Origin of the sequence: Vibrio sp. V39_P1S14PM300 (genome assembly GCF_009904765.1) — a bacterium.
In the GTDB taxonomy this organism is placed as follows: Bacteria; Pseudomonadota; Gammaproteobacteria; order Enterobacterales; family Vibrionaceae; genus Vibrio; species Vibrio proteolyticus.
In genome coordinates, this window is record NZ_WXWP01000161.1 from 1 (window position 1) to 12191 (window position 12191).

At 50.3% G+C, this 12191-nt stretch carries 10 protein-coding genes; 6 read left to right on the forward strand and 4 right to left on the reverse strand.

Annotation, left to right across the window (positions count from 1 at the left end):
* Positions 1–7: 7 nt before the first annotated feature.
* The 3 genes from CAG65_RS07930 to CAG65_RS07940 are packed head-to-tail and all read left to right on the forward strand — an operon-like array spanning position 8 to position 2367.
* Complete coding sequence (locus tag CAG65_RS07930; RefSeq protein ID WP_161453291.1) at positions 8–886, forward strand: LysR family transcriptional regulator; 879 nt, start codon at positions 8–10, stop codon at positions 884–886.
* Positions 887–890: 4 nt separating this feature from the next.
* Positions 891–1739 carry an NAD(P)H-binding protein gene (locus CAG65_RS07935; RefSeq protein ID WP_161453272.1) on the forward strand — a complete coding sequence of 283 codons (849 nt, stop codon included), beginning with the start codon at positions 891–893 and terminating at the stop codon, positions 1737–1739.
* On the forward strand, positions 1732–2367 hold the full coding sequence (locus tag CAG65_RS07940) for a YdcF family protein (protein WP_161453273.1): 636 nt from the start codon (positions 1732–1734) through the stop codon (positions 2365–2367). Before CAG65_RS07935 ends, CAG65_RS07940 begins: the two co-directional genes overlap by 8 nt.
* 92 nt (positions 2368–2459) lie before the next feature.
* Here the strand turns inward: CAG65_RS07940 and clpA are convergent, their stop codons facing one another.
* Positions 2460–4733 (reverse strand): ATP-dependent Clp protease ATP-binding subunit ClpA, encoded by a 2274-nt coding sequence (gene clpA, locus CAG65_RS07945; RefSeq protein ID WP_021704074.1) that lies wholly within the window; start codon positions 4731–4733, stop codon positions 2460–2462.
* Between the two features lie 41 nt (positions 4734–4774).
* Positions 4775–5095, reverse strand: coding sequence for an ATP-dependent Clp protease adapter ClpS (gene clpS / locus CAG65_RS07950; protein WP_021704073.1), 321 nt, complete (start codon positions 5093–5095; stop codon positions 4775–4777).
* 471 nt (positions 5096–5566) lie between these two features.
* Here clpS and cspD point away from each other — a divergent pair, with 471 nt between their 5' ends.
* Positions 5567–5788, forward strand: a complete 222-nt coding sequence (gene cspD / locus CAG65_RS07955) for a cold shock domain-containing protein CspD (protein WP_040902247.1) — start codon at positions 5567–5569, stop codon at positions 5786–5788.
* A 65-nt stretch (positions 5789–5853) separates the two neighbouring features.
* Here the strand turns inward: cspD and CAG65_RS07960 are convergent, their stop codons facing one another.
* A complete protein-coding gene (locus tag CAG65_RS07960; RefSeq protein ID WP_161453274.1) occupies positions 5854–8076 on the reverse strand; it encodes an NADP-dependent isocitrate dehydrogenase in 2223 nt (740 codons plus the stop codon).
* Positions 8077–8380: 304 nt separating this feature from the next.
* On the opposite strand from CAG65_RS07960, the gene CAG65_RS07965 reads away from it, so the two are divergent.
* Positions 8381–9079 (forward strand): pseudouridine synthase, encoded by a 699-nt coding sequence (locus CAG65_RS07965; protein ID WP_161453275.1) that lies wholly within the window; start codon positions 8381–8383, stop codon positions 9077–9079.
* A gap of 121 nt (positions 9080–9200) precedes the next feature.
* On the opposite strand, the gene aspS is transcribed toward CAG65_RS07965, so the two are convergent.
* Positions 9201–10979: an aspartate--tRNA ligase gene (aspS, locus tag CAG65_RS07970; protein ID WP_161453276.1), complete on the reverse strand. Its 1779-nt coding sequence runs from the start codon at positions 10977–10979 to the stop codon at positions 9201–9203.
* Positions 10980–11281: 302 nt separating this feature from the next.
* On the opposite strand from aspS, the gene CAG65_RS07975 reads away from it, so the two are divergent.
* Positions 11282–12148 (forward strand): DUF72 domain-containing protein, encoded by an 867-nt coding sequence (locus tag CAG65_RS07975; RefSeq protein ID WP_161453277.1) that lies wholly within the window; start codon positions 11282–11284, stop codon positions 12146–12148.
* Positions 12149–12191: the final 43 nt, after the last annotated feature.

A 12191-nucleotide genomic window follows, 5' to 3' on the forward strand; every position in this document is an offset into this window, starting at 1 on the left:
AAACGATATGTTTGGTATAGAACAACTTGAGGCCTTCGTCGCCACCGTTGACGCGGGCTCATTTTCCAGTGCAGCAAGAGCTTTGGGTAAAGCCCAGTCGGTTGTCAGTCAACACATCATGAATTTGGAGATCGATTGCGGTGTCGAACTGTTTGACCGCCACGGACGTTACCCTGTCCTGACAGAACATGGGACGAAACTGCTGTCGCACGCCCGTGCTACGCTGTTGCAGCACAAACGATTACAGCATACGGCCTCGACCTTGTTTCTAAACCAACACTCGGAAATATGCATCGCGCTGGACGAAGGCATTCCCGTTCACAATATTTTGCCGACCATGCAGCAACTGGCGCAGCAGTTCCCGGATATTCAGTTGGAACTGCTCAGTGCCTCCAGCAAAGACATTATCGATATGGTTGAGAGCGGTCGGGCCACCACGGGATTGGTGTTCAGCGAATTGGATATCCCGCACGGGATTGATTTTGAATGCATCGGTGCAGTGAAGTTCGATATCTTTGTTGCCGCAACACATCCGCTCGGAGCGAGTGTCGCAGCCCACATGGATATTCTACGCCTTCATCGCCAGCTATTGATTCGCTCGCGCAATGTGGCGACCAGCAGCTTTCAGCAAGCAATCAGCCCAGATATTTGGTACGCAGACAACTATTACATTTTATTGGAGCTCGCTGTTGAAGGCTACGGCTGGTGCCTGCTACCCGAACATATTGCTGAATCTGCGGTGAAATCTGGTAAGTTAGTCAGAGTCCCGACAGAGTTCGAACGGTTAGGCTGGCTAGCGAATATCGATGTAATTCAACATCAGCGTCACAGTAGCCTGCCAATCTATCAGCAACTCAGATTTCTACTCAGAGAGCAAATAGGATAGCCATATGCAAAACATCACCATCATCGGTGCCGGGTGGCTGGGTAAGCCGCTCGCCAAGTTCCTTTCTACCATCGGGCATCAGGTCACGGTCAGCCGTACGACGGCAAAAGGATGCCAGGCATTACAAGAAGAAGGCATGCAGGCGTTTATCGCGGATCTTAACCACGATATTGAGCCGTTGACTGAAGAGCTGATTCGCCAGCAAAGCGAGATCGTGATTGGCTGCTTCCCTCCCGGCTTTCGCCGTGGCCATGGCGATAGCTACGTCCAACAATGGCAACATCTGGTCAGCGCCTGCCAAGCAGCAAAAGTACACAAAATCGTGATGATAAGTTCAACCACGGTTTATCCGTCCATTGCCGAAGACATGACCGAAGACAAAGCTAACCTGACTCTGGCAATGCACAATGAGCTGTTTTCCGACAACGCACGAATCATGCTGACCGCGGAACAAACCGTGATCGACTCAGGGCTCAAGTTTGCTATTGTCCGCCCAAGCGGCTTGATCGGTCCGGATCGCAATCCTGCCCGTTTTGCGGCCAGATTAAAGACGGTCAGCACGACCGCACCAGCCAACATGATTCATCAATTGGATGCCGTTGGCATCGTCAGTTTTTGTGCGCTGAAAGAAGGCAACCAAACTGTGAATGCCACCACGCCGTTTACTGTCAGCAAAGCAGAGTTCTATCAGCAGGCTATCGACTTGTCAGGTAATGATATTGCGCTGCCCCCTATCGTAGACCAAGCGGACAAACGCATTGTGGCGGATCGCATTGAATCTCTCGGATATCGCTTCCACTTTACTCATACGCTGGAAGCACTCAATCACATAGCGGAGCACGAACATGGCTGAACACCTCTACCAGCACTTAGAGACTTTGTGGAATTACATGCAGCTTAACCACCCCCCGCAGGCCGCGGACTGTCTGGTTGTGCTGGGTAGCAACGATGTTCGGGTGGCGGAAGTGGCGGCCCAGTTATATCACCAGAATCTGGCCCCAATAATTGTCTTCTCTGGTGGCGCTGGCCGCTTAACCGAAGGGCTGTTTGATAAAAGCGAAGCGGAAACCTTCGCGGAAGTAGCACGTGATTGTGGCGTACCAGCACATGCCATCATCCTCGAAACGGAAGCGTCCAACACGGGAGAAAACATTGTTTTTTCCCACCGTCAGCTCAAAACCCGAGGTATAGACGCCAAACAATTACTGCTGGTGCAAAAACCCTATATGGAAAGGCGCGCAATAGCGACGTTTGAAAAACAGTGGCCTGAGGAGTATGAACGTGTCGCGGTAACCTCTCAGGCCGGCTCTCTGCTGGATTACATTAATGAAGACATTGATTTGGATCTGGTGGTGACCGCAATGCTGGGTGACTTTGAGCGAATAAAAACCTATCCGGAGAAAGGCTTTCAGACTGCGCAGGACATCCCCGCCCATGTGGAACATGCCTACCAACAAGTGCTCAAACAGTATCCGCTGTGATGCCCTACACGCAGGCTGTAAGGACGTAGAGCAAGTGCAAATCAAACAAAAGCCCGGATAAACCGGGCTTTTTCATGTTGAGGATAACCGCGTTAGTGTACTGCCGCTTCACGCTCACTCAGGTAATGGAACTTGAGTTTATCGTTGTCCAACGTCACTTTTACCGTACCGCCGTCCACCAGCTCACCAAACAACAATTCATTGGCAAGAGGTTTTTTCAGTTGTTCCTGAATCACACGCCCCATTGGACGCGCGCCCATGGATTTGTCGTAACCCTTGTTTGCCAACCAATGACGGGCATCTTCGGACACTTCCAGTGACACGCCGCGAGCGTCCAGTTGCGCCTGAAGCTCAACAATGAACTTATCGACCACCTGATGAATCACCGCTTCATCCAGGCTATTGAACCAGATGATGTTGTCCAGACGGTTGCGGAATTCCGGTGTGAATACCTTTTTAATTTCCGACATCGCATCATGGCTGTGATCCTGCTGGATCAGGCCGATAGACTGTTTCACGGTTTCCTGAACGCCAGCATTGGTGGTCATCACCAGAATCACATTACGGAAGTCCGCTTTGCGGCCGTTGTTGTCGGTCAATGTCCCGTTGTCCATCACCTGTAGTAGCAGGTTAAAGATGTCCGGGTGCGCTTTTTCAATCTCGTCGAGCAACACAACAGAGTGAGGATGCTTGATCACCGCATCGGTGAGCAAGCCGCCCTGGTCATAACCAACATAGCCAGGGGGCGCACCAATCAAACGGCTGATGGAATGACGCTCACCGTATTCCGACATGTCGAAACGCAGCAGTTCGATTCCCAGCAATTTAGACAACTGCACCGTCACCTCTGTTTTACCTACACCAGTAGGACCGGCAAACAGGAAAGAGCCCACAGGTTTGTTGTCCGCGCCCAAACCAGCACGAGACAGCTTGATGGCTTCCGACAATGCATCGATAGCCGCATCCTGTCCGAACACCAACATTTTCATCTTCTCATCCAAATTCTGCAGAATGTCTTTGTCTGAAGAAGAGACGGATTTCTCAGGAATGCGCGCCATTTTCGCAACCATGGCTTCAATATCTGCCACGCCGACGGTTTTCTTGCGACGGCTGGCCGGCGCCAGACGGCTGCGAGCACCCGCTTCATCAATAACATCGATCGCCTTATCGGGCAGATGACGCTCATTGATGTACTTCGCCGACAACTCCACTGCCGCACGCAGCGCTTTGTTGGTGTAACGCACTTCATGGTGCGCTTCGTATTTCGGTTTTAGCCCCATCAAAATCTTGGTCGTATCGTCGAGCGACGGCTCTACGATATCGATTTTCTGGAATCGACGTGACAAGGCACGCTCTTTCTCAAAAATGTTGCTGTACTCTTGGTAGGTTGTCGAACCAATACAGCGTAACTTACCGCTGCTCAGTAACGGCTTGATCAGATTGGCCGCGTCCACCTGACCACCTGACGCCGCGCCGGCACCGATAATAGTGTGGATCTCGTCAATGAACAGGATCGCATCCTGTTCTTTTTCCAGCTGTTTGAGAATCGTTTTAAAACGCTTCTCAAAGTCACCGCGGTACTTAGTGCCCGCAAGCAGTGAACCAATGTCCAGCGAATAAATGACGCTGTTCTGAATCACTTCCGGCACATTTCCTTCAACAATTCTCCACGCAAGACCTTCGGCAATGGCAGTTTTACCCACCCCGGCTTCCCCGACGAGCAACGGGTTATTTTTACGACGGCGACACAATACCTGAATGGTGCGCTCCAGTTCTTTGTCACGACCAATCAGCGGATCGATATTGCCTTCTTTCGCCATCTGGTTGAGGTTGGTTGCAAAACTTTCCAGGCGCTCTTCTGAACCGGAATCATCGGTACTTTCACTACTGAACGAGTCAGAAGAAGAGGAAGCGTCGTCTCCGGTATTTGACGCTTTAGTAATGCCGTGAGAAATAAAGTTAACGATATCCAGTCGACTGATGTCGTTCTTTTTCAACAGGTAAGCGGCATGGGATTCCTGCTCACTAAAAATGGCAACCAACACGTTTGCGCCAGTCACTTCATTGCGCCCGGATGACTGAACGTGGAATACGGCGCGTTGAAGTACCCGCTGGAAACTGAGCGTGGGTTGAGTTTCACGCGTCTCATCATTTTCTGGAATGAGCGGGGTGGTTTGATCGATAAAAATATCCAGTTCCTGGCGCAAGGCGTCCAGGTCGGCCTGACAGGCAAGTAGGGCTTCTCTGGCGGCATCATTGTCCAACAATGCCAACAGGAGGTGCTCGACGGTCATAAACTCATGTCGTTTGTCTCTGGCACGAGCGAACGCACCGTTCAGACTTGACTCTAATTCTTTATTCAGCATAAGTACCTCCTTAAGGAACAACAATGTTGTTCGAACAAGTTCTACGCTTGTTCCATCGTACAAAGTAGCGGATGCTCATTTTCCCTTGAGTACATCGTCACTTGTGCTACTTTCGTCTCCGCGACTTCGGCCGTAAACGTGCCGCAAACCGCTCTACCTTCGTAGTGTACCTTGAGCATGACCTGCGTCGCTTTATCAATGTCCATCGAGAAAAAACGCTCAAGGATTTCAATCACAAAGTCCATAGGTGTGTAATCGTCGTTATTGAGGATTACGTTATACATAGCCGGTGGCTGGACTTTGGTTTTCTCTTTCTCCAGTAGGTCTGAGTCTGGAGACACCCATTCAAAATGTTTGCTCATGGTTTATTGGATTCAGAGTGCCCTTTCTAACAAGTTTACCACTGAATTGTGGCAATTTTTTGTGTCGTGAGTCTCCAAGTAGGGACAGGAAATTGACCTGTCGAAAAGACCTCTTACTTAGAGACTAATGCAGCAATTGTATCGCTGCAAATAAAAGATTTCTATTGCACAGCGTACACGGTTTGTTTGCACAGAATACAGACAAAAGTCGCGTTTTGTCTCAGCAAAGCACTAATGAGGATTTGCAAGGTTACAGCAATGTAAACATCAATAGTGATTTGTTTGCAAATATGCAGGTGTTAATACGTTTTTACTATTGACTGTGCTCAATCATTGACTACATTGGGGATGAGTGACTAAAAATTTGGCAGCGGCTGAATTGATATTCACTTTTGTATCAAAGACGACAAAGGAAGTAACAGGTCGTCGCACAAACAACATCAGTAACAAAATGCATGAGGGATGTATAGCATGGCTACAGGTACAGTAAAATGGTTTAACAATGCCAAGGGATTTGGTTTTATCTGTCCGGAAGGTGAGGACGGCGATATTTTCGCGCACTATTCAACCATTCAGATGGACGGTTATCGTACCCTAAAAGCTGGCCAACAAGTAAGTTATGAAGTTGAACGTGGTCCAAAAGGATTTCACGCAAGCTCAGTGACCCCTATCGAGGGTCATTCGCTAAAATAGTTCGCTGCCAAGTGTTGTAGTAACAAAAAACCCGCCTGCTAGCGGGTTTTTTATTGGTTATCGACTTAGCCGATGATCTTATTCAGAATCGTGCTTGGACGCATCAGCGCCGACGCTTTGTCGAATTCAGGCAGGTAATAACCACCTAAATCACCCGGCGTGCCCTGAGCGCCATTGAGCTCAGCCACGATCGCAGCTTCATTCTCAGCCAGAGCTTTTGCGATTGGGGCAAACTGCGCCGCCAGTTCCGCATCATCCGCTTGCTCAGCCAGCGCCTGAGCCCAGTAAGTGGCCAGATAGTAATGGCTGCCACGGTTATCCAGCTCACCCACTTTACGTGATGGCGACTTGTTGTTATCCAGAAACTGACCCGTTGCTTTGTCCAAAGCATCAGCCAGCACTTGGGCCTTAGCATTGCCAGCCACAGTACTTAGATGTTCAAGCGACGCCGCCAAAGCCAGGAACTCACCCAGGGAATCCCAACGCAGATGGTTTTCTTTCTCAACCTGTTGAACGTGCTTCGGCGCAGAGCCGCCTGCCCCGGTTTCAAACAGGCCACCACCGTTCATCAGCGGTACAATAGACAACATCTTAGCTGACGTACCCAGTTCCAGAATCGGGAACAGGTCGGTCAGGTAGTCACGCAGTACGTTACCTGTGACTGAAATAGTGTCCAGACCTTCTTTGATGCGCTCAAGCGAGAACATACATGCTTCCAGCGGTGCCAGGATCTTAATGTCCAGACCGTTTGTGTCGTGCTCTGGCAAGTAGGCATTCACTTTCTTGATCAGTTCCGCATCATGGGCGCGGTGTTCATCAAGCCAGAATACCGCTGGTGCGCCGGTGGCACGTGCACGCGTCACTGCCAGTTTCACCCAATCCTGGATAGGTGCATCCTTGACCTGACACATACGGAAGATATCGCCTTCCTCTACGGCTTGCTCCAGCAACACGGTGCCTGACGAATCAACGATACGTACACTGCCCGCCGCATCCAGAATGAACGTCTTATCGTGCGAACCGTACTCTTCCGCTTTCTGCGCCATCAAACCAACGTTTGGTACGCTACCCATTGTCGTCGGATCGAAAGCGCCGTGCTCTTTACAGAAGTCGATCACTGCCTGGTAAATGCCCGCGTAACTGCGATCCGGGATCATCGCTTTGGTGTCTTGTTGCTTACCATCAGGGCCCCACATTTGGCCTGACGCACGCAGCATTGCCGGCATAGAGGCATCCACAATGATGTCGCTCGGCACGTGCAGGTTGGTGATACCACGATCGGAGTCAACCATCGCCAGTGGTGGTTGTGTTTCGTACACGGCTTGCAGCGCGGCTTCGATTTCTGCTTTCTGCGCTTCTGGCAGAGCCTGAATCTTCGCATAAACATCGCCAATGCCGTTGTTGACATCCACACCCAGTTTAGTGAATAGCTCACCGTACTTGTCGAATACGTCTTTGTAGTAGACTTTCACCGCATGTCCGAAAATCACTGGATCAGACACCTTCATCATGGTGGCTTTCATGTGCAGTGACAGCAGAACGTCTTTCTGTTTTGCATCGGCGATTTCTTGCTCAAAAAACGCAACCAAGGCTTTTTTGCTCATCACCGAGCTGTCAATGATCTCTTTGTCCAGCAGCGGAAATGCCGCTTTCAGTTCCTTCACTGAACCGTCTTGGCCGACAAATTCAATTTTTACGTCAGTGGCGCCGTCTAACGTCAGCGACTTCTCACTACCGAAGAAGTCTTTGTCTGACATGCTTGAGACATGAGATTTAGAGTCTGCAGACCACGCCCCCATGGAATGTGGGTTCTTCTTCGCGTAGTTCTTCACAGACGTAGGCGCACGACGATCAGAGTTACCTTCACGCAATACCGGGTTTACCGCACTGCCTTTGATCTTGTCGTAGGTTGCTTTGATCGCTTCTTCTTCGTACGTGCTTGGCTCATCCGGGTAGTTCGGTAGGTCGTAACCTTTGGCCTGAAGCTCTTTGATGGCCGCTCTTAGCTGAGGGACAGATGCCGAGATATTCGGAAGTTTGATGATGTTCGCTTCAGGGGTTTTCGCTAATTCGCCCAGCTCAGCCAGAGCGTCACCAATACGCTGGCCTTCTTTCAGATGTTCAGGGAAGTTCGCAATGATGCGCCCAGCCAGAGAGATGTCACGCGTTTCGACGTTGATACCCGATGAAGCAGTGAAGGATTGAATGATCGGTAGCAGTGAATACGTGGCTAGTGCTGGTGCTTCATCAGTGATGGTGTAAATAATTGTAGGTTTTTCTGTAGGCATGAAATTTCCCTATTGTTCTAACAGTCGTCATCGGATGAATGACGCTGTGTGAATGTCCGCTTACAAGTTGGTACTTCATCCCCTCAATACTTGCATGCGATTGTCTGTCTCTTTAATGTTCTCTGTATCTCCTCTTCAGGAGCACAGTCCGTGAGAGCTTGTTAGTTATAATTAAACAAAACCAAGATAATAGTCTATTATCTTGTTCGCCAATCCTGTTTTTGGGCGCGCAAATGATAGCCTATTTCAGGCTTGCAGAAAACTTTCCACCACAGTTCATTTACATTTTTGCAAGGTAGTTAACATGTCACCAAGCTCACATCGTGAGTCGCCGCGAAAATCTTCTGATTCTCGCAAAAACGGTTTTAAACGTCGTGCGACCCAGCACAAAGCAGCGTCAGCCAATGGCAAACATCGCCAGAGCAGGCCGGCACAAAAAGCCCGAGTCGCGGCACAAGACCGACAAGTGATCGTGTTTAACAAACCGTACGACACCCTCAGCCAGTTTACGGATGGCGATGGACGTAGAACACTCGCGGACTACATCCCGGTGAAAGATGTCTACGCCGCAGGGCGACTCGATCGAGACAGTGAAGGTCTGATGGTACTGACCAATGACGGTGTATTGCAAGCCAGACTCACTCAGCCAAAATCTAAGTCCCCGAAAACCTACTGGGTTCAGGTTGACGGTGCCCCGCAAGAGGCCGACTTGGAGAAATTACGCCAAGGCGTTGAGTTGAAAGACGGCATGACACTACCGGCGAAAGTCGAGATGATGGAAGCCCCTGAGATCTGGGAGCGTATTCCACCTGTGCGCTTTCGTGCCAACATTCCCACTACCTGGCTGGCTATCACGATTATTGAAGGCCGTAACCGACAGGTTCGGCGCATGACCGCTCATATCGGCTTTCCGACGCTGCGCCTGATCCGCTATTCCATGGGTGATATTACGCTGGACAATCTCCAGCCTGGGGAATGGAAACGTATCCAACTGGGCCGCTAGTCTTCCTCTTTTCTATCGCCATTTCGCCGGGCATCAAGCCGCACACCTACAACAAAAAAACGCCACTTCAACTGAAGTGGCGTTTTTTGTTTAAAACCAAATAAGCGAGTCAGGAGAGTGCTTATTCTGCTTCTTTTTCTTTTGCTACCGTAACGGCAATCGCCAGTTCTTCCAACGCGGCTGGATTTGCCAGGCTTGGAGCATCGGTCAACAGACACGCTGCTGCAGTTGTTTTCGGGAATGCAATCACATCGCGGATGTTCTCTGTCCCACACAGCAGCATCACCAGACGGTCCAAACCAAACGCCAGACCCGCATGTGGTGGTGTACCGAATTTCAATGCATCCAGCAGGAAGCCAAATTTCAAGCGTTGTTCGTCCGCATCAATACCCAGGATATCGAACACCGCAGCTTGCATGTCTGCGTTATGGATACGAACAGAGCCACCGCCCACTTCGTAGCCATTGATAACCATATCGTAAGCGTTTGAGTTTGCTGCTGCCGGGTTAGCTTTCAGCTCCTGCGCACTCACACCCAGAGGGGCTGTAAATGGGTGATGCATTGCGTGCAGATTACCTTCGTCGTCTTCTTCAAACATTGGGAAATCCACGACCCACAATGGTGCCCATGCAGACTCGTCAGTCAGTTGCAGGTCTTTGCCCAGCTTCAGACGCAGTGCACCCAGAGCTTCTGCCACGATACCGGCTTTGTCTGCACCAAACAGAATGATGTCACCAGATTCTGCGTGTGTGCGATCCAAAATGGCGTTGATCACATCTTCGCTCAGGAACTTCGCCACTGGCGACTGGATACCTTCCATGCCAGCAGCACGATCGTTGACCTTCATCCACGCCAGACCTTTCGCGCCGTAGATACCAACAAATTCCCCGTAACCGTCAATCTGTTTACGCGTCAGTTCTGCGCCACCCGGGACGCGGATAACCGCAACACGGCCTTTTTCATCATTTGCCGGGCCTGAGAATACTTTGAACTCAACATCTTTAACGAGATCAGCAACGTCAACAAGCTCCAGCGGGTTACGCAGGTCAGGCTTGTCAGAGCCAAAACGGCGGATCGCTTCACTAAACGGCATTACCGGGAACTGGCCCAGGTCGACGTTTAGCAGCTCTTGCCACATTTCGCGCACCATTTTTTCCGTAGTCGCACGTACTTGATCAGACGTCATGAATGACGTTTCGATATCGATCTGAGTGAATTCTGGCTGACGGTCTGCACGCAAGTCTTCGTCACGGAAACATTTAACGATTTGGTAGTAACGATCAAAGCCCGACATCATCAACAACTGTTTGAATAGCTGAGGCGATTGAGGAAGCGCGTAGAAGCTGCCTTTATGGACACGGCTTGGTACCAGATAGTCACGCGCACCTTCAGGGGTCGCTTTGGTCAACACTGGCGTTTCGATGTCAAGGAAACCGTTGTCATCCAGGAAACGACGTACGAAGCTAGAGGCTTTCGCGCGCAGTTTGATGCGATCACTCATTTCCGGGCGACGCAGATCCAGATAACGGTATTTCAGACGCTGCTCTTCAGTGTTCTTTTGGTTGAAATCCAGTGGAAGAACGTCCGAACGGTTGATGATTTCCAAGCCTTTGGCCAGAATCTCAACTTCACCGGTTGCCATGTCAGCATTGACCTGACTGTCTGGACGCGCACGTACTTCACCCGTCAGTTTGATACAGAATTCATTACGAAGTTGGTTCGCCACTTCATACGCATCTGCCATATCTGGATCAACAACTACCTGAACGATGCCTTCACGATCTCGCATATCAATGAAAATCAGACCGCCTAAATCGCGACGACGGTTAACCCAGCCGCAAAGTTCTACAGTTTGTCCTGCCAGGGACTTGTTCAGGTGACCACAGTAATGGGTACGCATAGTGAATTTCCCAATCTCTAATTAATCAGTTATCAATTTCCATGCTACAGAGCTAACCTAGCCGTAGCGCAAGATTTCATTTATACGCTTAAAGACGAGTAAAATCGACATTCAAGCGGACAATTTACAGGCTTTTTCGCCGCTTCAGCCGCCATTCGCACAAAAAGCAACCAAATTGTGATTCTAGGGCTGAAATGAGGGCGATTATATACGCTCGGTCCACCAAATTACACAATTGATCTAATCTCGCTTACACTGTGCATCTTAGCTCGAATAGGGTCACCATTAACCGATAAAACTTCATGGACACTCTACCAATACGTCTGGGCCTGACGATGTGGTCCCACGCTCAATGGCAAGCCAGTTTTTACGGCAGCGGAACCAAGCCGGCAGACAGACTGGAGCGCTATGCCCGCGTGTTTCATACCGTTGAGGGCAATACCACCTTCTATGCGACACCTTCCCCCATAACGGTGCAAAACTGGCGCAACGCCACCCACGATGACTTCCGTTTCACGTTCAAACTGCCCAAAGCCATCACTCATCAGCAGTTATTGAAAAACTCCCAGGAGCTGCTGCGCGAATTTATGAATGTCATGGCGCCGCTGCATGAACGCGTTGGCCAATGGACGATTCAATTACCTGCGGCGTTCGGCCCCGAGCATCTGGATCACCTCAAGGTATTTTGTCGCCAGTTTCCTCAGAATTTTCCGTTAGGGGTCGAAGTCCGTCATCCGGCTTTCTTTGCCAAAGGTGATGAAGAAAAAGCCCTTAATCAATGGCTACTGGAAACCGGAATTGACCGCATTATCATGGACAGCCGCCCCGTCTTCGCGGCACCACCAAACACCGAAGCCGTGATCGATGCCCATCAGAAGAAGCCTCGCGTCCCCGTGCATGCGATTTCAACCGCTGCCCACCCAATGATTCGATTTATCGGTCACCCCGATCTGGAGGAAAACCTGGGTTTCTTTGCGCCGTGGCTGAAGAAACTGCCCGCTTGGATCGCGCAAGGTAAACAACCTTACGTGATGATCCATACCCCGGACAATGTCGAAGCACCACAGTTGGCATTGAGGCTGTATCAGCAGTTGCAACAGCTAATGACGATGCCGGATTTAGCGCCCTTCCCGGCTAAAGATGGCGATACTCAGCTCCAGATGTTCTGAGTCAAGCCGCTGTCTGTAATGACACAGGCGTAATTTTCCCCTA

What these genes read in the sequence shown, in the direction of transcription:
- CAG65_RS07965 (WP_161453275.1), top strand. Translation starts at nt 8,381, where the DNA reads ATGTCACCAAGCTCACATCGTGAGTCGCCGCGAAAATCTTCTGATTCT.
- clpA (WP_021704074.1), bottom strand. Translation starts at nt 4,733, where the DNA reads ATGCTGAATAAAGAATTAGAGTCAAGTCTGAACGGTGCGTTCGCTCGT.
- CAG65_RS07975 (WP_161453277.1), top strand. Translation starts at nt 11,282, where the DNA reads ATGGACACTCTACCAATACGTCTGGGCCTGACGATGTGGTCCCACGCT.
- CAG65_RS07960 (WP_161453274.1), bottom strand. Translation starts at nt 8,076, where the DNA reads ATGCCTACAGAAAAACCTACAATTATTTACACCATCACTGATGAAGCA.
- clpS (WP_021704073.1), bottom strand. Translation starts at nt 5,095, where the DNA reads ATGAGCAAACATTTTGAATGGGTGTCTCCAGACTCAGACCTACTGGAG.
- cspD (WP_040902247.1), top strand. Translation starts at nt 5,567, where the DNA reads ATGGCTACAGGTACAGTAAAATGGTTTAACAATGCCAAGGGATTTGGT.
- CAG65_RS07930 (WP_161453291.1), top strand. Translation starts at nt 8, where the DNA reads ATGTTTGGTATAGAACAACTTGAGGCCTTCGTCGCCACCGTTGACGCG.
- CAG65_RS07940 (WP_161453273.1), top strand. Translation starts at nt 1,732, where the DNA reads ATGGCTGAACACCTCTACCAGCACTTAGAGACTTTGTGGAATTACATG.
- aspS (WP_161453276.1), bottom strand. Translation starts at nt 10,979, where the DNA reads ATGCGTACCCATTACTGTGGTCACCTGAACAAGTCCCTGGCAGGACAA.
- CAG65_RS07935 (WP_161453272.1), top strand. Translation starts at nt 891, where the DNA reads ATGCAAAACATCACCATCATCGGTGCCGGGTGGCTGGGTAAGCCGCTC.